Raw genomic sequence first — 18,719 nt, 5'->3', positions numbered from 1 at the left:
CCTGATGACCGCTCTCCACTCCGCCTTCTCCATCCTCTTCGCCACCCCGATCGGGTGGTCGGCCATGGCCGTCGGCGCACTCGCGCTCACCTCCATTCAGGCCGTGCGGGTGTGACCATGATTTCCGACGACTGGATCGCCGACGCCCGGCGCACGCGCCTCATCCGCTACTATGACAAGGCGGTCGTCGCCGTCGTCATAGTGGCAGCGACCGGGGCGAGCGTCGCTGCCACCCTGCTTCTGGCGAGCTGAGCCCGGCGGCGCCGAGGGGCGCTGGCGATCTCTCGAGAGGGAGCAGGATTTTTCAAGCAGGCGACGGTGAAAGGAATAGAACTCTCGCCAACTTGACCGGGCCTACAAATATGCCGCCCAGCGAAAAATAATCCTCTGGCGTCGCGCGAATACGCAAAGCTGTTCGCCTTGACCTTCCCGGCCGGCCACTCCCATCATCGGCGGATGAACAAGCCTGTGGCCTCTCTCGTGTCGGTCGACGCCCTCGCGGCGGAATTTGCCGGCGCGGCGGCGCAGCACGATCGCGAAGGGTCGTTCCCCATAGGCCATGTCGATCGCCTCTGGGAGGCGGGGCTGCTGACCTTGGCGACGCCCAAGGCGTTCGGCGGCCGCGGCGCCGGCCTGGCCGAGGCGAGCGCGGTCATCGGCCGGATTGCCCGCGGCTGCCCGGCGACGGCGCTGGTGCTGAGCATGCAGTATCTCCAGCATTCGCGGCTGGCGGCGCCCGACTGGCCGCGCCATCTGGCGGTCCGTGTCGCCGGCGATGCCCTCGCCGGGCCGGCGCTCATCAACGCGCTGCGCGTCGAGCCGGAGCTCGGCTCGCCCGCGCGCGGGGGGCTGCCGCAGACCACGGCGCGGCGCGACGGCGAGCGCTGGCTGATCAGCGGCCACAAGATCTACGCGACCGGCATCCCGGTGCTGCGCTGGCTCGCCGTCTGGGCTCGCACCGACGAGGCGGAGCCGCGCGTCGGCACCTTCCTGGTGCCGGCCGATGCGCCGGGTATTCGGACCGTCGAGAGCTGGGACCATCTGGGCCTGCGAGCCAGCGGCAGCCACGATGTCGTGCTGGACGAGGTGGCTGTTCCCCTCGATCACGCGGTGGACGTGCGCCGGCCGCAGGACTGGCTGGCCCCTGAGCCCGAGGCTCAGGCCTGGAGCGCGGCCATGCTGGCCTCGCTCTATGACGGGGTTGCGCTCGCCGCCCGTGATTGGTTCGTGGACTTTGCCAAGACGCGGACGCCGGCCGGGCTCGGCGCGCCGCTCGCCACGCTGCCGCGCTTTCAGGACGCGATCGGCGAGATCGAGCGGCTGCTCGCGGTCAACGAGCGGCTGATCCGCAGCCTGGCCCAGGATGTCGACCGGGGCGCGCGGCTGGCGGGCGTCGACAGCGGCATCGTCAAGATGACCGTCTGCGCCAATGCCATCGCTGCCGTCGAGCAGGCCGTTGTGCTCGCCGGCAACCCGGGGCTCGCCCGCGCCAACCCGCTGGAGCGCCACCTGCGCGACGTGCTGTGCGCCCGCATCCACACCCCTCAGGACGACAGTGTGCGGACCGCCGCCGGCCGCCGCGCGCTCGGCCTCTGACGGGACGCCAAGGGAGATCGCCATGAGCATCGACTTCATCGGCTTCATCGGCTCGCGACACGGCTCGGAGATCCATCCGGCCGAGGGGCCCGTCGTCGACAAGGCCTACATCGGCAAGCTGGCGCAGGCCCACGAGGCCGGCGGCTTCGACCGGGCGCTCATCGCCTTCCACTCGACCAGCCCGGACTCTCTGCTCGTGGCCGCCTACGCCGGTTTCGTCACCGAGCGGCTCGGGCTGATGATCGCGCACCGACCGGGCTTCATCGCGCCGACCGTCGCCGCCCGACAGTTCGCCACCCTGGACCAGCTCACCGACGGCCGCGTGGCCGTGCACGTCATCACCGGCGGGGACGACGCCGAGCTGGCCCAGGACGGCAGCTTCATTGGCAAGGACGAGCGTTACGCCCGCACCGACGAATATCTCGAGGTGCTCAAGCGCGAATGGACGGCGGAGGCGCCGTTCGACCACGCCGGGCGCTTCTACCGCTTCGACAAGGCCTTCTCGAGCGTGAAGAGCGTGCGGCCGCCGCGCATCCCGCTCTACTTCGGCGGCTCGTCCGACGCGGCGCTCGAGGTCGGCGGCAAGCATGCCGACGTCTATGCCCTGTGGGGCGAGACCCACGAGCAAGTGCGCGAGACGGTGGAACGGGTGCGTGCCGCAGCGGCAAGGCACGGTCGCCAGGTCCGCTTCAGCCTCTCCATGCGGCCGATCCTGGCCGATACCGAGGAGCAGGCCTGGGCTCGGGCGCAGTCGATCCTCGAACAGGCGCGGGCGCTGCAGAACGTGACCGGCTATGCCCGGAGCAAGGAGCCCGCGAACGCCGGCTCCCAGCGCCTGCTCGCCGCCGCCGCCCAGGGCGCCCGACTCGACAAGCGGCTGTGGACGGAGCTTGCCGCGCTGACCGGCGCCAAGGGCAACTCGACAGCGCTGGTCGGCACGGCCGAGCAGGTCGCCGAGGCGCTGCGCGATTATTACGACCTCGGCATCACCACCTTCCTGATCCGCGGCTTCGACCCCTACGAGGATACCGTCCAATACGGCCGGGAGCTCTTGCCGGCGACGCGCGAATTGATCGCGCGGACGCGGCCGGCCGATGCGGAGGCGGCATGAGGCGCTTCGCGCTCGCGCTCCTGCTGACGCTGGCGATGGCCGCGCCCGCCGCGGCCGAGACCGTGCTGCGCGTGGGCGACCAGAAGGGGAACGTGCAGGCGGTGATGGCCGCCGCCGGGGTGCTGGACGGTGCGCCCTATCGCATCGAATGGCGCGAGTTCGCCGCGGCCGCGCCCCTGCTCGAAGCCCTGAACGCCGGGGCCATCGAGACCGGCGTGGTGGGCGATGCGCCCTTCACCTTCGCCGCCGCGGCGGGCGTGCCGGTGAAGGCGATCGCGGCCATTCGCTCCAACCAGGCGGGGCTCGCGGTGCTGGTGCGCAAGGACAGCCCCGTCACCACCTTCGCCGACCTCAAAGGCAAGTCCATCGGCACCGGCAAGGGCTCGATCGGCCATCAGCTCGTGCTGGCCTGGCTGGAGAAGGCCGGGCTTGCGCCCGCCGACGTCAAGCTGGTGTTCCTGTCGCCGGCCGATGCCAAGGCCGCCTACTCGACCGGCTCGATCGACGCCTGGTCCACCTGGGAGCCCTACGTCGCCCAGGAGGAGATCCTGTTCGGCGCGCGGCGCATCGCCACCGGCGAGGGGGTGACCCCCGGCCTCGGCTTCCAGGTGGCCCGCGACGACGCGATCGCCAACAAGCGCGAGGCGCTCACCGACTTCATCCACCGCTACGCCGCGGCCCGTGCCTGGTCCGTTGCCAATGTGGAGAGCTACGCGGCCACCTGGGCCAAGCTCATGGGCCTCAAGCCCGAGGTGCCGCTGCTGTGGCTGAGCCGTGCTCGGCCGGTGCTGGCGCCGATCGATGCGAGCGTCGTCGGCGACGAGCAGACCACCATCGACCTCTACGCGCGCAGCGGGCTGATCTCCAAGCCGCTGAAAGCGGCCGACGTGCTTGACAGCTCGTTCAACGGGGCGATCGCTTCGGGGCAGGCCAGCCTCGAAGCGAAGCGAGAAACCCGATGAGCAAGCAGTCCCCCTCCGCCCATGGGCACGATCACGGTCACGACCATGCCCAGGGCGAGCCGCGCTGGAAGCACGACGGCGTGCGCGTGATCCCGGGCGACAAGCTCGACCCCAACACCGCCCAGACACCCGGCATGTTCCGCCAGGCGGCAATCAATCAGGCCCGCGTCGGCGCGCAGAAGATCTGGGCCGGGACCGTATCGATCGACCCCGACGCCAAGACGGGCGTGCACCATCACGGCGAGCTTGAGAGCGTCATCTACGTGGTCAGCGGCAAGGCGCGCATGCGCTGGGGCGACCGGCTGGAGTTCGTCGCGGAGGCCGGGCCAGGCGATTTCATCTTCGTGCCGCCCTTCGTGCCGCACCAGGAGATCAACGCCGACCCGGACCAGCCGCTGCAATGCGTGCTGGTGCGTTCCGACAACGAGGCGGTGGTCGTCAACATCACCGACGTCGACCCGGTGGAGAAGCCGGAGGCCGTCCACTGGGTGGACCCGATTCATCGTCACCCCGGCAAGCCGTAGGCACCGGGGGCGCGAACGTTACCGAGCGTGAGAAGATGAGATCAGAATAGCTCGCCGCGCTCCCCACTACCCGCCGGCCAGCCGCAATGGTCTGATCGGCAGGAAGCTGACGAATACGTTGACGCCGGGGCGTCTCGCTCCGATCGGGTGAAATTCATCTGATCGGCCGGCTTCCCTGTGCCTCGATCAGCACTGTTGAGTTCGAAACCGCGGATCATCGCTTCCGCGAGCGCCCCGTCTTGTCCGCAGGAGTCTATGTCATGTCCAGCGCCGACCCACACCAGCCCGTTCGCCCCTCCTCCGCTCCCGCGATCAGCCGCCGCCACCTCCTGGCCCTCGGGGTCGGCGCGGGCGCGGCACTACCCCTCGGCGCGATCGCCGCGCTGGCCGTCCCCGGCGGTCGGCCGCCGCTCGATTTCCCCATCTGCGACAGCTCGCTCAAGCTCGCGGCGGTGGAAGGGCCGGCGCAGCGCACGGCGTTGACGGTGGCGTGGAACCCGACGGCGATCTGCACGGCGGCGGCGCCGGTCGCCAAGGAGGCCGGCTTCTTCGAGAAGAACAATCTCGACGTCAGCTTCGTCTCCTTCGGCAGCTCCACCGAGCAGCTCCTGGAATCGATCGCCACCGGCAAGGCCGACGCCGGTCTCGGCATGGCGCTGCGGTGGCTGAAGCCGCTGGAGCAGGGCTTCGACGTCAAGATCACCGCCGGCATCCATGGCGGCTGCATGCGGCTGATCGGCTCGCAGCAGGCGGGCACCACGACGCTCCAGTCGCTCAAGGGCAAGGTCATCGCCGTCAGCGACCAGGCCAGCCCCGACAAGAACTTCTTCTCCATCGTGCTGGCCAAGAATGGCATCGACCCGATCAACGACGTGGAGTGGCGCCAGTATCCCCTCGATCTCCTGGCGCTCGCCGTGCAGAAAGGGGAGGCGCAGGCCCTTACCGCCGGCGACCCGCTCGCCTTCCTCTGGCGCAGGGACCCAGGGCTGGTCGAGATCGCCAACAATCTGTCCGGCGAATATGCCCACCGCACCTGCTGCGTCATCGGCATCCGCGGCAGCCTGCTGCGCAGCAACAAGCCCGCCGCCGCGGCGCTGACCCGAGCCTTCCTGGAGGCCGGCAACTTCGTCGCCGAGAAGCCCGACGAGGCGGTCAAGATTTACGCCAAGTACGGCATGAAGGGCTCGCCCGAGGATCTGGCCGCCATGCTGAAGAGCCACACGCACCACGATCATCCGCTCGGCGCCGACCTGAAGGGCCAGATCGCCGACTACGCCAAGGAGCTCAAGACCGTGAACGTGTTCAAGCCGAGCACGGATACGGCTAAGTTCGCCGACCGCGTCTACGCGGACGTGCTGAGCTGAGGGCCCTGGCGGCGGCATCAGAACCGGCATGACCCTGTGCGTGCGCCGGCGGGCGGCCCGGCCACGGGCAACGAGCCACGGCCGTCGCGCGACGCTCCCGCGTCATGGCCGGGCTCGACCCGGCCACCCATCCGCTAAGTAAACGCCGTGTATAGGCGCCTCAGCGGGTCGTTCTTCAAGTTGATGGATGGCCGGGTCGAGCCCGGCCATGACGGCGGGGCCGCAATCCATCGGTCACCACGGAAGGAAGCGAGATGAGTGCGGTCGGAGACGATCACACGGGGAGCCTGACAATGACGGCCGCGCGGCGGCCGTCTTGGCGCCTCGACACCATCGCCCTGATCGCCGGGCTCGGCTGGATCGCCGTCGGCGTCTTCACCCTGCAGTGGCCGGAGGAGGGCGACTTCGCCCGCACGCCGGAGTTCGGCAACGCCGCCATCGGCTTCGGCGCGCTCCTCGCGCTGCTGAGCGTGGCCGCCGGCTGGTCGCCGGTGATCGCGACCCGGCTCAAGGCCGTCTCGCGCTGGCTGGTGGTGCTCGCCGTCTGGTTCGGCGTCTGGGAGGCGGTGACGGCCAAGTACGCGCTGCTGCCGATGCCGTTCTTCCCGCCGCCGCAGGCCATCCTCGAGGTGTTCCTCGACGATTGGCGTCGGCTCGGCGAGAGCGTGTGGCGGTCCTTCGCGCTGCTCGGCGGCGGTTACCTCGTCGGCGCCGCTGTGGGCTTCATCACCGGCGTCGCCATCGGCTGGTCGCGCGCCGTCGGCTATTGGGTGCATCCGCTGCTGCGCTTCGTCGGGCCGCTCCCGGCGACCGCCTGGCTGCCGCTGGCCTTCTTCCTGTTCCCGTCGAGCTGGAGCGCCAGCACCTTCCTGATCGCGCTGGCCACCGGCTTTCCCGTCACGGTGCTCACCTGGTCGGGCATCGCCGGCGTCAGCAAGGCCTACTATGACGTCGCCCGCACGCTCGGCGCCAGCGAACGCTTCCTCATCCTCAAGGTGGCGATCCCGGCGGCCATGCCGCACGTCTTCGTCGGCCTGTTCATGGGGCTCGGCGGCTCGTTCGCCGTGCTGGTCGTGGCCGAGATGCTGGGCGTCAAGGCCGGGCTGGGCTGGTACCTGCAATGGGCGCAAGGGTGGGCCTCCTACGCCAACATGTATGCGGCGCTGGCGGTGATGGCGCTCTCCTGCTCCGGCCTGATCACGCTGCTCTTCAAGCTGCGCGACCGGTTGCTGTCCTGGCAGCGGGGGCTGGTGCAATGGTAGCCTCCGCCCGTGTCCGCGACGCCGGTGGAAGCGCCGGTAGCACGCTCGACGTGCGTCACGTCAGCCACGCCTTCGCGCTCGAAGGCGCGCCGCTGCCGGTGCTCGAGGATGTGAGCTTCACGGTCGAGCCGGGGCAGTTCGTGGCGTTGCTCGGCCCCAGCGGCTGCGGCAAGTCCACCCTGCTGCGCCTGGTCGCCGGCCTGGAGCCGCCCTCGTCCGGTGGCCTTGTCACCGACGGCCGCCCGATCGCCGGGCCGCATCCCTCGCGCGTCGTGGTGTTCCAGGATCCGACGTTGTTCCCCTGGCGGACCGTGAGGGCCAACGTGGCGCTCGGCCTGGAGGCGCAAGGCCTGCTCAAGACCCAGGCGTCGCGGATCGGCGAGGCCCTGGATCTCGTCGGCCTCTCCGGTTTCGAGAACGCCTATCCGCACCAGCTCTCCGGCGGCATGGCCCAGCGCGTGGCGCTGGCCCGCGCGCTGGTCAACGAGCCGAGCCTGCTGATCCTCGACGAGCCTCTGGGCAAGCTCGATTCCCTCACGCGCCTGGCCATGCAGGCGGAGCTGGTGCAGCTCTGGCAGAGGGCCCGCTTCACCGCCCTCCTGGTGACGCACGACGTGGAGGAGGCCCTCATCCTGGCCGAGCGCGTCATCGTCTTCAGCGAGCGGCCGGCCCGCATCAAGGCCGATATCCGCTTCGACCGGCCCTACCCCCGCCATCGCGACGACCCGGCCCTGATCCAGGCCCGGCGTGAGATCCTGGCCCTGCTCGGGGTGCCGGATTAGAGCGCTTTCGAGCGAAGTGGACGCCGGTTCGCGTGACGAAAACGCGACATATCAAACAGATAGAGCATTTCGGCGATTCGAAGAAACGCGGAAATACTCTAGGGCGTGGGCCGCCCCTTTGGGCGGCCGCGACAGGGGCTCCGTTCGCCGAGCACGAGGTCGACCGTGTGCGCGGCGATCCTCCGAAGCTGGGCTTCGTCGGCAAAGGCGCGTTCGACCACGGCCAATCCGCGCGCAACGGTCGCAATGTGGAGCGCGGCGACCTCGGCGGCTCCCTTGAACTCGCCGCGCGCGGTGCCTTGCGACAGGGCGTCCCGGAGCCGCGCGATGATGCGGGTCATCAGCGCCGCGAAGGCCTGCCGGGCGTCCGCGTCGCGGCCTTGACCTTCGGCCGGCGCCAACTCCATCAGGCCCCGCGTGGTGGGGCATCCGCGCGGAGGCGAGCCGGAGCGGAAGTTGCTGATGGTGAGCTCGAAAAAGGCCGTGAGGCGCTCTCGCAGCGTCCCGGAGCCGAGCGCCGCTTCGACAGATCCCAGATACTCGGCGGAATAGCGCTCATAGGCGCAGAGAAACAGGGCCTCCTTGCTGCCAAACGCGTTGTAGAGGCTGCCGCGTTGGACGCCCGCGTCACGCGCGATGTCCGAGAGCGACGATCCGCGGATCCCCTTGCGCCAAAAGTGATCGAACGCGATGCGCAGGACGTCGTCGTGGTCGAACTCTCGCGGTCGCACGGTCCCCCATTCCCTCCTCGGCCGGACCCGCCTCCGGATACGGCGCGAAAAATATTTGACGCTATGTCATTAATATGATTTTAGACGTGATGTCAAGAATTGGCGGAGTTGCCCGTTCATCGCCGCCGTGAGGTGAAGCATGGCCGCATGGCGGCCGCGTCACGAAGGCACCAGCCATGACGATCGACGCCATCCGGAAGCTGAGCGACAGCAGAAGCGATGTCCGTAAAGAGCTGATCACGGCACTGGGGCTGTCCACGGGTGCGGCGGTCGCCCTGGGGTTCTCGCGCTTCGCCTATGGCCTGCTGCTGCCCCCGATGCGCGCCGATCTGGGGTGGACCTATGTGGAAGCCGGCGCGCTGAACACGGCGAACGGAGCCGGCTACATCGTGGGTGCGCTCGCAGCGGCCTGGACAGCCAAGCGCTGGGGCACGGCCCGGGCCTTTCTCGCGGGCTTCGCAGTCAGCGTCCTGGTTCTCCTGCTGACGGCGGCCTCCGCCAGCTTCTCGGTTCTCATCGCGCTGCGGACCGTTGGTGGGATCTCGACCGCGGTCACCTTCATCTTGGGCGCCGGGCTGGTCGCCGCCATCTGCCCCGCGCAGAATCCGCGCCGGCGCGGCACGCTGGTCGGCCTTTATGTTGCCGGCGTCAGCATTGGCCTCCTCCTAGCGGGCGCAGTCGTCCCGATGGTTCTGCAGAACGGGGTGCAGCGGTGGCCCGCGGGATGGATCGTGCTGGGTCTCATGGGCGCCGCGGCGCTGCCGGTTGCCTGGTGGGCCGCGCGCGGCGTGCCCGAGCCGGTGGGCGGCAGCACCGCCGTGCTGAAAATCCGCGAACTTCGTCAGCTGGCGCCCACGTTCCTCGGTTACGGGCTCTTCGGCGCCGGCTACGTCGGCTATATGACGTTCATTATCGCCCTGTTGCAGAACCAGGGCGGCAGCAGTGAACAGACGATCTGGTTCTGGTTCGTCCTCGGGCTCGTCTCGGCCGTCTCGACGCTGCTATGGGGACGCGTTCTCGGATCGTTTCACGGAGGCCGCGGGCCGGCCGTAGTCTTCGCGACGGCCATGCTGGGGGCTCTGCCCGTCCTCGTCCACCCGGGCCCGGCGGCGATGTTCGTGTCCGCGATCCTGTTCGGGGGCAGCTTCCTCGCCGGCCCGACATCGATCACGATCGTCGCGCAGCGCCAGTTGCCGGTCGCGGCGTGGACGGCGGCCATCTCTCTCCTGACGGTGGGGTTCGCATTTGGTCAGACCGTCAGCCCGATTGTGGCGGGCGCGATTTCGGACGCGACGGGCAGCATCGCTGCGGGCTTCTGGGTCTCGCCGGTGCTGCTCGGCATGGCCGCGTGCGTGAACCTGCTGCAACGTCCGCCGCAGCCGGACGTAAGCGTGACGTGAAGTCCAGGCCCGCGCCCGGTGATGGCCGCCTCTTGCCGCGTGCCGCCGAGCGCATAGTCTGCCGTGGCCCGACGCGCGCAACGCCGCGCTCGGCGCGCAATCAGCGCCGGGAGGAGACCGCGCCATGAGCACACTCGAGCATCCCCGCCCCGAAGGGCTGCTGCCCAACCCGGCCTTCTCGCAGGTCGTCGCCGCGTCCGGGTCGCGCACGATCTACACGGCCGGACAGGTCGCCATCGACGAGCACGGCGCGCTCGTCGGCGCGGGCGACCTCGCCGCACAGACCAAGCAGGTGATGCGCAACGTCGGCCTGGCCCTCGCCGCCGCCGGCGCCGGCTACGCCGACGTCGTCAAGATCACCACCTACGTCGTGAACTACAGACCCGAGCACCGGGTCATCGTGGGGCAGGCGCGCGCGCCCTTCTTCGCCGACCGGCCGCCACCGGCGAGCACCCTGGTCGGCGTCAGCGCGCTGGCGCTGCCGGAGTGGCTCGTCGAGATCGAGGCCATCGCCGTCGTGGACTGAGGCCCACCGCCACCATCCGGCTCCGGCCACGAGCGCTTCTCCCCGATCGAGGAGTTCTGCCCGATCGGAGAGACTTGCTTCGGCAATCGATGGCCCGACCCTCCGGTCCGGCCATGCCGTGGGAGCCGGCGCTCAGCCGCCGAAGACCAGCGCCCGGATCTCGATGCTCTCGCGCGGCTTGGCGACGGCCGGGATGTCGGGCGCGATGAACGCCGTGTGCGGGGCGAAGCGCGCGCGTCCGTCGACGGCGCTGTCGTAGCACTTCAGCAGCAGCACCTCGTCGGGCTGCATGGCCGAGACATAGAACCAGGCCTGAGCCGGATTGAACTTGACCGAATAGGTCTCGCCGACGCGGTCGGGATAGATCAGATCGGTGGGCACCAGGTCGTCCGCGGCGACGCTGCGCGCGTCGGCGACGGCGAGCGGCCGATCGAGCACCGGGCCGCGGATCGGCCGCCACAGGTTGACGATGCGGACGCGGCCGCGTGACAGCGCCTGCGCCTCGTCACCCAGATGCAGGAAAACCCGCGCCGCGCCCGACTTGGGCGTCTGGTCGACGTGCACGCGCGTCACCGGCTGGCGCGGCCCGTCGGCCCGCCGATCCGGGCTGCCGGGGATATGCCGGCGGATGGTGTGGTCGAAGATGAAGACGCGATCGGCGCCGGTGGCCGCCCGCAGCAGCGCCTCGCTCTCACCGTAGTACGGCCCGTGGGTCACGCTGTCCTCCGTGAACTCGCGCTCCACGCTGGCGTGCCGCACCACTGCAAAGCCTTCGCGGTCGAGCGTCGGGTCGGTCTCGCGCCCGCGCAGATCGCGGATCTCGACCGCATGGGCTTCGTTCCCATAGTTGGGGCCCGGGTCGCCGCCGGGCGGCTGGAAGGTGTAGTTGCGTGGCTTTTCGCCGGTCGGCTGAATGAAGTTCAGCTCGGCGGTGACCGAGCGCGCCGGCCCGGAACCCACTCCGTCGATATACATGCATGATCCTCCTGCACCGGAGCACGCTCCGATCCGAACGGGATCCGGACGGCCATGCCTCGGCCTCGTGATGTTCAGCTCACGTCCCGACCACTCGGCTGTTGTTTGCGGTGATGTTAGTGGTCTGCCACGCGGTTTCAACGTTCAACGCGACGTGGAAGTACACATTGGAAAATTCATCTCGGCGTGCGCCGGAAATAGAAAAGAATTACTTTAAGTTGATCTCTGGGTGACAATTGAGCGCTGCTTGCTCTTGGCCCCGCATTGCCCGACCCGCTGCTTTCGAGTGGCCAGCCGACGGCAGCCGCCGCCGGCTGCGGGTATCGCGGCCGGCTTCGGAGGGCTTATCCGCCGCCCGCCCGGTTCTCAGAAGTGATAGGCGACGCTCATGAACGGGCCGTGCTCCGTCACTTTGTAAACGAAGCCACCGTCCTTGTAGTCGGTGTAGATGGCGCGGTAGCCGAGCGCCGTCGACAGCTTGGCCGTCCACATGTAGCCGACCGAGCCGAAGCCTTGGGCGGTGAGCCGCGATCCGGCGCCGAAGCCGCCGACGTCGCCGAGCGCGTTGACGAACCAGCGATCATTGATGCGGTAATGGGCGAGCAGGCCGAACACCGGGTCCGCCCATTGCTTGACGCTGCTTCGATCGATCGACAGGGGCAGAAAGCCCGGCTGGATCTTCGTCGTCACGGTGAGCCGCTGGTAGCGCACCCCGGCCGTGAGGCTGAGCTCGAGGTCGGGCGCGCCGATCGGCAGGCGGTAGCCGACGAGCGCGCTGGCGATGAGCTGGCGCATGCCGAGCTCGACACCGGTGCCCCCGCCGGCGTTGATCACCGTCTTGTCGGAGAGCTTGGCCCAGACCGTATCGGTCATCACCGTCCAGGTGCCGTTCGTCGCCCGGAACGACCCCATCAGGCCGCCGTCCAGATGCTTCAGGATCTTGGAGAAGGGCACATCGACCTGCGCCGGCGGCAGGTGCTTCACGCCGACGTCCCCTGTCATCGACGTGGCCCAGCCGTAGCCGGTGAGCTGAAAGCGCCATTCCGGCATCAGCGGCGCGGGGGCCGGCTCGGCGGCCCATGACAGGTCCGCGGCGGTTGCCGCGACGGGCTGCACGGTCCAGGCCAGCATGGCACAGCCGGCAGCGGCCAGCGCTCGTCGTAGGAAGCGCGCAGTCATGCTCTGGTTGTCCATCGGCCCAGCCTCCCTCGCGTATAGGCCCCAACCAATCGCCGGTTACAGACCTCGAATGCGGGCGCGCCGTCTTCGATCTGGTCACCGGCCGGGGAGGAGACCGCCCCAGCCCACAGTACCAGTTGGCCCATCGGGCATTTGAGCAAATGCGCCAAGTTTTCGACATCATCTGCCAGGCGATGCGCGAAAGACACAGGTGCCGACGCGAGGGCGAGCACGCGGGGTGTCGGCTCCGCCCCCGGCACCGTATCGCATTTGGCGCGCGTCTCCGGCGAACGCCGAACAGGGCTCGACAAGCTCATCCATGTGTGGCCTGAGGGACGGGCCATAATGCCCAGCCACAGCTTGGCGTGCGCCGGAACGCGAACGCGGGCCTACGCATCCCCAGCGCTCCACCGCGCTTCAGGCCGAAACGAAGCGCTCCAGGTCCAGGAGGAGTCCCATGATCAAGCGTATCCTGTTCGTCGCCGCCGCGGCCGGCCTCATCGCCGGGTGCCAATCGTCGGGCCAAAGCCGACAGCAGCAACTCGCCGCGCTCTGCGCCGACCCGAGCAACCGCGCGCCGGGCAGCGACTACTTCATGGAATGCCAGTCGCTCTATCCCCTCACCAATGCCCAGCGTGCGAAGCTCTATCAACAGACGGCCCCGCAATAACCGCATGGGTGTCTGTTCCAGTCGGATCAGACGGCCTGGCGGAGGCGGCGCGCGCCTCCGCCCGCCGCCGCCCGTCAACCGGCCGGGGCGAACATGGGCACCGGCTGGCCGTCCTCGCTCGGCTTGAAGACGACGCGCACGCGCTGGCCGATGCGCACCTCGTCGAGCGGGATGTCGACGATGTTGCTCATGATCGTCGGTCCTTCCTCCAGGGTGACGAAGGCGATGGCGTAGGGCGGCGCCGCCTTGCGCGTGATGCTGAAGCTGTAGATGCGGCCGTTGCCGCTCGCCTCCTCCCAGGCGGTCTCGCCGTAGCAGAAGGGGCAGAGCGCGCGGGGGTAGAAGTGGAGCTGGTGGCAGGCGATGCAGCGCTTGAGCAGCAGCCGGCCTTCGCGCGCCGCGTCCCAGTACGGCTTGGTCTCGACGTTCGCCACCGGGGCGGGAATGGTGCGTTGCTGATCGGACATCGGTTCACTCCCGCTCGAGGATGACGGTGGCGGCGCCGTGGCGGGTGCCGAGCGAGCCGCCGGTGCCGTTGGCGAGCGCCAGGTCGCAGTTGCGCACCTGCACGGCGGGGTGGGCCTCGCCGCGCAGCTGGCGCACCGCCTCCAGCACCTTGGTCAGCCCGCCGCGGTTGGCGGGATGGTTGCTGCACAGGCCGCCGCCGTCGGTGTTGAACGGCAGCATGCCGACCCCCGAGATCAGGTTGCCGTCGGCGACGAAGCGGCCGCCGGCGCCCTTGTCGCAGAAGCCGAGGTCCTCGATCTGCAAGAGCACGGATATGGTGAAGCTGTCGTAGATTGAGGCATATTTGATGTCGGCCGGGGTGACGCCCGCTTCCGCAAACGCGATGGGGCCGCTCACCGCCGTGCCGGTGTAGGTCAGGTCGACGCGTCCCCCGTTCAGGTGCTTGGGCGCCTCGCCCGCACCGCGCACCTTCACCAGCGGCCGCTTGAGGCTCTTGGCGATCTCCGGCGTCGTCACCACGATGGCGCCGCCGCCGTCGGTGATGACGCAGCAATCGAGCCGGTGCAGCGGGTCGGCGATCAGGGGCGAGGCCAGCACGTCCTCCACCGTCACCACCTCCCGTCGCAGCGCGTGCGGATTGTGCTGGGCATGGTGCGAGGCCGCCACCTTGATCCAGGCGAGCTGCTCGGACGTGGTGCCGAACTGGTACATGTGGCGCATGGCGCACATGGCGTACATGTTGGCGATGACCGGGCCGTAGGGCGTCTCGAACTGAGCGTCCGGCACCACCGGCGGGAAGGCGAACGGCCGCGTGCCGGTGGCCATGCCCTCGGCCTTGGGCCGTCCGGCAAGCGTGATCAGGGCGACGCTGCACTTGCCGGCGGCGATGGCCTGCGCCGCATGGGACACGTGCACGCCATAGGACGAGCCGCCGGTCTCCGTGGAGTCGACATGACGCAGCTTCAGGCCCAGGTACTCGGCCATGGACAGCGGTCCCAGGCCCGGCGCGTCTCCGGCACAGAAATAACCGTCCACGTCGGCGCGCGTCAGGCCGGCGTCGTCGAGCGCGCCCTTGGCCACTTCGGCATGCAGCTGGGCCACGGTCTTGTCCTGGGCCAAGCGTGTGGGATGCTCGTAGATGCCGGCGATATAGGCCGCTCCGTTGATGCTCAAGCTGTCTCTCCCTGTCGCGCTGCCGTCCGGGGCGGGATGCCCGGCCACTGTTTGGCGGGCCAGCCCCCGGGTCAGCGAGGAGCGCCCCGGCCGGCGGATCTGAACGCGTTCTAGTGAGTCGCACGGCGGCGCGCGAGCGCAAAGCGCTCCCGGCGGCGCTCGGGGGTTAGCTGGCGCCGCCTCGGCGATAGCGGCCGTGCTCCGCGAACCGAATGCGGCGTCACTCGCCCCCGCAACGCTTCGCACGCGAAGCTTCGGTCATCGAGGGCCGCCACGATCGTGTGGAGAACGACTCGATGCCCTGCAACACCTCGCGATTCCAGAATTGCAGCACGCGATAGCCATCCGCTTTCAGGGCCATGGTCCGGCTGACGTCGTGCCCCGCTTGGGCAGCGGTCTCATGATGGCCTCCGTCGAGGTCCACCACGAGTTTCGCTTCGTGGCATACGAAATCGACGACGAAGCGCCCGATCGGCGCCTGGCGGCGAAAATGCGAATGCGCCAAGGGTATGCGCTTAAGATGGTGCCAGAGCTTGCGCTCGGCGGGTGTCATCTGACGGCGCAATGTGCGTGCCCTGGTGACGGGCATGGGCACCATCTACGGATTTCCAAGGAGAGCGTAGGCTTCGGCATACCGCATTTCGTAGCGTCGCAGCAGCTGAAGCGCCCCCCGCCAGTCCCTCCGCGACGCTCCCGGAAGAGTGCGACGTCGACGCAACGACCCTAGCTCGTCGTCAGGACGTGGACGGGGCCGCTGCGGTCGAGGACGTCGACGATCACCTGCGCGCCGGAGCGGCGCAGCTCCACGTCGGCGGTGCCCTCACCGATCGATAGCCGGCGCAGCACGACGCGGTCGAGGAAGGCCGGCAACACCGGCTGGTCGAAGGCGATCCGCCCTGCCTCCGGCGTGAAGCTGAGGCCGAGGCACGATTGCAGCACGGAGAGTGGCGCCACCGCCGCCCAGGCCTGCGGGCTGCAGGCGACCGGATAGAATGTCGGGCCCTGGTTGCGCTGGCGGGGAAAGCCGCACAGCAGCTCCGGCAGACGCCGCAAGTCGATGTAGGTGGAGGCGTCGAACAGCCCTTCGAGAATGCGAGCCGCCTCGCGCCGGAAGCCGTAACGGGCGAAGCCTGCGGCGATGAGGGCGTTGTCGTGCGGCCAGACAGAGCCGTTGTGGTAGCTCATCGGGTTGTAGCGGGCCTCGGTCGCCGCCACCGTGCGCACGCCCCAGCCGCAGAACGAGGACCGCGCCATCAGCGTCTCGACCACCGCCTGGGCGCGCTCGGGCAGGGCGAGCCCGGTGGCGAGCACGTGCCCCGCGTTGGAGGCGCGCACGCGGCACGGCCGCTTGGCGCCGTCGAGGGCGAGCACATAGGTGCCGAGCGCCGGATCGAAGAACCGCGCATCGAACTGCTCGCGCAGCCGGGCCGCCCGCTCGGTAAGGACGGCCGCATAGGCGGCATTGCCGATCTGCGCTGCGATCGACGCCGCCGCCCGCCAGGCGCCGTAGACGTAGGCCTGCACTTCGGCGAGGGCGATCGGCCCCTGCGCCAGCGTGCCGTCGGCATGGAAGACGGAATCGTGGCTGTCCTTCCATCCCTGGTTGATGAGGCCGTCCTCCGTCTGTCGGCCGTATTCGACGAAGCCGTCGCCGTCGCGGTCTCCCGAGGTGTCGATCCAGCCGAGCGCCGCCTCGATGTTCGGCCACAGCTCGCGCACCGCCGCGATGTCGCCGGTGCGATCCAGGTAGGCCCCAGCCAGCAGGATGAACAGCGGCGTCGAATCGATGCTGCCGTAGTAGCGTCGGAACGGCACTTCGCCGAGTTCCGCCATCTCGCCGCGCCGCACCTCGTGCAGGATCTTGCCCGGTTCTGCGTCGGCCGCGGCGTCGAAGGCGGTGGCCTGGTTGGCGGCGAGGTGGCGCAGCACGCCCAGCGCGATCGCCGGGTCGAGCCAGAGCGTCGAGAGGGCGGTGAGCAGTGCGTCGCGCCCGAACACGGTGCTGAACCAGGGAATGCCGGCGTAGGGGTAGGGCCCTTCCGGCGTGTCGGTGATCAGCATGGTGAGGTCGGAGACGCTGCGCCTGAGTGCCTCGTTGAAGATGTCGTTCGAGCTGGTGACGGCGGCGCCGCGCGCGGCCGCGGCGCGCAGGCTGCGGCGGGACTCGCGCAACGCGCTGAAGAAGGCGCGCCGCGGCGGCTGGTTGTCGCCTTCCACGGCGCAATTGGCCTCGACGAACAGCGACACCGGCTCGCCCGGTGCCACGTCCAGCACGAACGTCGCCTCGCTCCCGGTCAGGCGCGATGGGGCCGGATCGAACGCGAGCGTGGTGGCCCGGCGCCTGTCGTCGAGCCCGGTGTAGGCGAGCACCACCCGCTGGGTCTCCACCTCCGGCCGGTGCAGGGTGCCGCGTCGCTCCCGCCGCGCGCCGCGCACCTCGAACAGGTCCGCGAAGTCGGCCGCGAAGGCGATGGTGATCGTCGCTTGCCGCGGCTGCGTATCGAAGTTGCGCACCACCAGGCGCTCGAAGCAGGCCGCCCGCCACAGGAAGCGGGATCGACGCAGATGAATGAGATCGTGCTCGAGCGTGAGCGTGCCGGCGCCGTCCTCGATGTCGGGATTGGTGAGATCGCAGGTGATCGCGGCATTGTCGTCGCGCACGGTGGAGCTGAGCAGCATCGGCCGCGCGCCGTCGAGCGTCAGGTACAGGTGGGAGAGGTGACGCGTATCGAAATGGAAGATGCCTTCGGGGCTGCCCGGCCCCGACAGGGCGTCGCCGTTGTGGTCGAACAGGGCGAAGCTGTCGCCGTGCTTCAGCGTCAGCGGCCGCCGTTCCTGCAGGGAGGTGGAAGCCGGGATGACGAAGGGCGCGGCAGGCGCCGCGTCGAACATGGCATCGGTGCCGGATGGCTGCATCGATCGACCCCCAGGGCTGTCGCGAGGCGCCGAACTTAACGCCGAAGGGTGATTCGCTGTAACCCCGGGGGCGCATCGAGGAGCAATCGCCCCTCGGGCCGTCCTCAGCCGTGCGTTGTCCCGCCGTGGCGGGCGACGAAGGCGGCCACCGCCGCCAGCGCCTCGTCGCCCTTGCGCAGGATCGGCCAGTACAGCTGCCAGACGTGGAACACGCCGTCCCAGACCTCGAGCTCGGTGCTCACGCCCGCCTCGCGCAGGCGCGCGGCAAAATCCTCGACGTCGCCGCGAAAGACCTCGTCGGCGCCCACCTGGATCAGCATGGAGGGCAGGCCCGCGAGCTCGCCGCGCAAGGGCGAGACATAAGGCTCGTCGCGGCGCTCGGCCGGCGCGTAGTGGTCTGCGAAGAAGTCCGCCGTCGCCTTCGACAGCAGCGGGTCGACATGCGCCAGGGTGTCGAAGGTGCGCCCGTCGGAGCGCAGCGTGACCCAGGGGCTGAGGGCGACGACACAGCTCGGCGGCGGCAGCCCGCGGTCGCGCGCCGCCATGGCAAGGGCGAGCGCCAGGCCGCCGCCGGCGGAGTCGCCGGCGACCGCGACCGGGCCGGGAGACTGCGCCGTCAGGGCTTCGTAGGCGGCCAGCGCGTCGTCGAGTGCGGCCGGGTAGGGCGCCTCGGGCGCCAGCCGGTAGCCCAGGTTCCAGACCGTGCCGGTGAGCAGCACGGCGAGCCGTTCGGCCAGGTGGCGGTGCGACTTGGGCGAGCCGATGACGTAGCCGCCGCCGTGCAGATAGAGCACGGTGGCTGCCTCTCCGGCGCTCACGCGTTCCGCCGCGACGCCGCCGAGCGTGGTCTCGCCGATTGCCGCATCGAAGCCGCTCGGAAAGAGCTCGGGGAAGCGGTCCATCCGGCTCCTGAGCTCGGCGAGCGGGGTCGCCTGGGCCGGCGGCCGATTGGCAAAGAGGGCAAGCAGGTCGGCAAGCTCGCGATCTGGCGTCGTCGTCTCGGTCATGGCGTCCCCCGCACGCGGCCGGCGTCGTTCGCGCCGGCGCGCTCCCGCCGTAAGGTAGACGGTCGGAGCGCGA

At 69.6% G+C, this 18,719-nt stretch carries 19 protein-coding genes; 11 read left to right on the top strand and 8 right to left on the bottom strand.

What is annotated here, in order from left to right:
- Positions 1–111 precede the first annotated feature (111 nt).
- The 8 genes from IEW34_RS02850 (at position 112) to IEW34_RS02815 (ending at position 7,601) form a co-directional block, all read left to right on the top strand.
- Positions 112–252: a hypothetical protein gene (locus tag IEW34_RS02850; RefSeq protein WP_188607592.1), complete on the top strand. Its 141-nt coding sequence runs from the start codon at positions 112–114 to the stop codon at positions 250–252.
- A 204-nt stretch (positions 253–456) separates the two neighbouring features.
- Entirely contained in the window at positions 457–1,596 is a 1,140-nt protein-coding gene (locus IEW34_RS02845) for an acyl-CoA dehydrogenase family protein (RefSeq protein ID WP_188607591.1), read from the top strand.
- A gap of 22 nt (positions 1,597–1,618) precedes the next feature.
- A complete protein-coding gene (locus tag IEW34_RS02840) occupies positions 1,619–2,707 on the top strand; it encodes an LLM class flavin-dependent oxidoreductase (RefSeq protein WP_188607590.1) in 1,089 nt (362 codons plus the stop codon).
- On the top strand, positions 2,704–3,669 hold the full coding sequence (locus IEW34_RS02835; RefSeq protein ID WP_188607589.1) for an ABC transporter substrate-binding protein: 966 nt from the start codon (positions 2,704–2,706) through the stop codon (positions 3,667–3,669). The genes IEW34_RS02840 and IEW34_RS02835 overlap by 4 nt, the downstream gene beginning before the upstream one ends.
- Positions 3,666–4,193, top strand: a complete 528-nt coding sequence (locus IEW34_RS02830) for a cupin domain-containing protein (protein WP_188607588.1) — start codon at positions 3,666–3,668, stop codon at positions 4,191–4,193. The genes IEW34_RS02835 and IEW34_RS02830 overlap by 4 nt, the downstream gene beginning before the upstream one ends.
- Before the next feature lie 260 nt (positions 4,194–4,453).
- Positions 4,454–5,557 (top strand): ABC transporter substrate-binding protein, encoded by a 1,104-nt coding sequence (locus IEW34_RS02825; protein ID WP_188607587.1) that lies wholly within the window; start codon positions 4,454–4,456, stop codon positions 5,555–5,557.
- A gap of 254 nt (positions 5,558–5,811) precedes the next feature.
- Positions 5,812–6,819 (top strand): ABC transporter permease, encoded by a 1,008-nt coding sequence (locus IEW34_RS02820; RefSeq protein ID WP_373288178.1) that lies wholly within the window; start codon positions 5,812–5,814, stop codon positions 6,817–6,819.
- Positions 6,813–7,601, top strand: coding sequence for an ABC transporter ATP-binding protein (locus tag IEW34_RS02815; RefSeq protein WP_188607586.1), 789 nt, complete (start codon positions 6,813–6,815; stop codon positions 7,599–7,601). The genes IEW34_RS02820 and IEW34_RS02815 overlap by 7 nt, the downstream gene beginning before the upstream one ends.
- Before the next feature lie 98 nt (positions 7,602–7,699).
- Here the strand turns inward: IEW34_RS02815 and IEW34_RS02810 are convergent, their stop codons facing one another.
- Complete coding sequence (locus tag IEW34_RS02810; protein ID WP_188607585.1) at positions 7,700–8,332, bottom strand: TetR/AcrR family transcriptional regulator; 633 nt, start codon at positions 8,330–8,332, stop codon at positions 7,700–7,702.
- A gap of 176 nt (positions 8,333–8,508) precedes the next feature.
- Between IEW34_RS02810 and IEW34_RS02805 the strand changes: the two genes are divergently transcribed.
- Together IEW34_RS02805 and IEW34_RS02800 are read left to right on the top strand one after the other, a co-directional pair.
- A complete protein-coding gene (locus IEW34_RS02805; protein WP_188607584.1) occupies positions 8,509–9,732 on the top strand; it encodes a YbfB/YjiJ family MFS transporter in 1,224 nt (407 codons plus the stop codon).
- Positions 9,733–9,856: 124 nt separating this feature from the next.
- A complete protein-coding gene (locus tag IEW34_RS02800; RefSeq protein ID WP_188607583.1) occupies positions 9,857–10,258 on the top strand; it encodes a RidA family protein in 402 nt (133 codons plus the stop codon).
- Between the two features lie 132 nt (positions 10,259–10,390).
- Here IEW34_RS02800 and IEW34_RS02795 read toward each other — a convergent pair whose 3' ends face one another.
- Both IEW34_RS02795 and IEW34_RS02790 read right to left on the bottom strand, forming a co-directional pair.
- On the bottom strand, positions 10,391–11,233 hold the full coding sequence (locus tag IEW34_RS02795; RefSeq protein WP_188607582.1) for a CmcJ/NvfI family oxidoreductase: 843 nt from the start codon (positions 11,231–11,233) through the stop codon (positions 10,391–10,393).
- Positions 11,234–11,599: 366 nt separating this feature from the next.
- The gene (locus IEW34_RS02790) at positions 11,600–12,427 is read right to left on the bottom strand and encodes a hypothetical protein (RefSeq protein ID WP_188607581.1); all 828 of its coding nucleotides are present in this window, start codon (positions 12,425–12,427) and stop codon (positions 11,600–11,602) included.
- 442 nt (positions 12,428–12,869) lie between these two features.
- On the opposite strand from IEW34_RS02790, the gene IEW34_RS02785 reads away from it, so the two are divergent.
- On the top strand, positions 12,870–13,082 hold the full coding sequence (locus tag IEW34_RS02785; protein WP_188607580.1) for a hypothetical protein: 213 nt from the start codon (positions 12,870–12,872) through the stop codon (positions 13,080–13,082).
- 74 nt (positions 13,083–13,156) lie between these two features.
- On the opposite strand, the gene IEW34_RS02780 is transcribed toward IEW34_RS02785, so the two are convergent.
- The 5 genes from IEW34_RS02780 to IEW34_RS02760 form a co-directional block, all read right to left on the bottom strand.
- Complete coding sequence (locus IEW34_RS02780) at positions 13,157–13,549, bottom strand: Zn-ribbon domain-containing OB-fold protein (RefSeq protein WP_188607579.1); 393 nt, start codon at positions 13,547–13,549, stop codon at positions 13,157–13,159.
- 4 nt (positions 13,550–13,553) lie between these two features.
- A complete protein-coding gene (locus tag IEW34_RS02775) occupies positions 13,554–14,723 on the bottom strand; it encodes a thiolase family protein (protein WP_188607578.1) in 1,170 nt (389 codons plus the stop codon).
- A gap of 220 nt (positions 14,724–14,943) precedes the next feature.
- The gene (locus tag IEW34_RS02770) at positions 14,944–15,312 is read right to left on the bottom strand and encodes an endonuclease domain-containing protein (RefSeq protein WP_244641704.1); all 369 of its coding nucleotides are present in this window, start codon (positions 15,310–15,312) and stop codon (positions 14,944–14,946) included.
- A 134-nt stretch (positions 15,313–15,446) separates the two neighbouring features.
- Positions 15,447–17,639 carry an amylo-alpha-1,6-glucosidase gene (locus IEW34_RS02765; RefSeq protein ID WP_188607576.1) on the bottom strand — a complete coding sequence of 731 codons (2,193 nt, stop codon included), beginning with the start codon at positions 17,637–17,639 and terminating at the stop codon, positions 15,447–15,449.
- A 104-nt stretch (positions 17,640–17,743) separates the two neighbouring features.
- A complete protein-coding gene (locus IEW34_RS02760; protein ID WP_188607575.1) occupies positions 17,744–18,646 on the bottom strand; it encodes an alpha/beta hydrolase in 903 nt (300 codons plus the stop codon).
- Positions 18,647–18,719 lie beyond the last annotated feature (73 nt).

It is taken from the genome of Chelatococcus reniformis, from assembly GCF_014640075.1.
In the GTDB taxonomy this organism is placed as follows: domain Bacteria; phylum Pseudomonadota; class Alphaproteobacteria; order Rhizobiales; family Beijerinckiaceae; genus Camelimonas; species Camelimonas reniformis.
This window is presented reverse-complemented; position numbering and strand designations above follow the sequence as displayed.

Coding starts and splice junctions, on each gene's coding strand:
- IEW34_RS02845 (WP_188607591.1), top strand. CDS start 457: ATGAACAAGCCTGTGGCCTCTCTCGTGTCGGTCGACGCCCTCGCGGCG.
- IEW34_RS02825 (WP_188607587.1), top strand. CDS start 4,454: ATGTCCAGCGCCGACCCACACCAGCCCGTTCGCCCCTCCTCCGCTCCC.
- IEW34_RS02830 (WP_188607588.1), top strand. CDS start 3,666: ATGAGCAAGCAGTCCCCCTCCGCCCATGGGCACGATCACGGTCACGAC.
- IEW34_RS02840 (WP_188607590.1), top strand. CDS start 1,619: ATGAGCATCGACTTCATCGGCTTCATCGGCTCGCGACACGGCTCGGAG.
- IEW34_RS02795 (WP_188607582.1), bottom strand. CDS start 11,233: ATGTATATCGACGGAGTGGGTTCCGGGCCGGCGCGCTCGGTCACCGCC.
- IEW34_RS02835 (WP_188607589.1), top strand. CDS start 2,704: ATGAGGCGCTTCGCGCTCGCGCTCCTGCTGACGCTGGCGATGGCCGCG.
- IEW34_RS02785 (WP_188607580.1), top strand. CDS start 12,870: ATGATCAAGCGTATCCTGTTCGTCGCCGCCGCGGCCGGCCTCATCGCC.
- IEW34_RS02765 (WP_188607576.1), bottom strand. CDS start 17,639: ATGCAGCCATCCGGCACCGATGCCATGTTCGACGCGGCGCCTGCCGCG.
- IEW34_RS02790 (WP_188607581.1), bottom strand. CDS start 12,427: ATGGACAACCAGAGCATGACTGCGCGCTTCCTACGACGAGCGCTGGCC.
- IEW34_RS02800 (WP_188607583.1), top strand. CDS start 9,857: ATGAGCACACTCGAGCATCCCCGCCCCGAAGGGCTGCTGCCCAACCCG.
- IEW34_RS02815 (WP_188607586.1), top strand. CDS start 6,813: ATGGTAGCCTCCGCCCGTGTCCGCGACGCCGGTGGAAGCGCCGGTAGC.
- IEW34_RS02760 (WP_188607575.1), bottom strand. CDS start 18,646: ATGACCGAGACGACGACGCCAGATCGCGAGCTTGCCGACCTGCTTGCC.
- IEW34_RS02770 (WP_244641704.1), bottom strand. CDS start 15,312: ATGCCCGTCACCAGGGCACGCACATTGCGCCGTCAGATGACACCCGCC.
- IEW34_RS02805 (WP_188607584.1), top strand. CDS start 8,509: ATGACGATCGACGCCATCCGGAAGCTGAGCGACAGCAGAAGCGATGTC.
- IEW34_RS02780 (WP_188607579.1), bottom strand. CDS start 13,549: ATGTCCGATCAGCAACGCACCATTCCCGCCCCGGTGGCGAACGTCGAG.
- IEW34_RS02820 (WP_373288178.1), top strand. CDS start 5,812: ATGAGTGCGGTCGGAGACGATCACACGGGGAGCCTGACAATGACGGCC.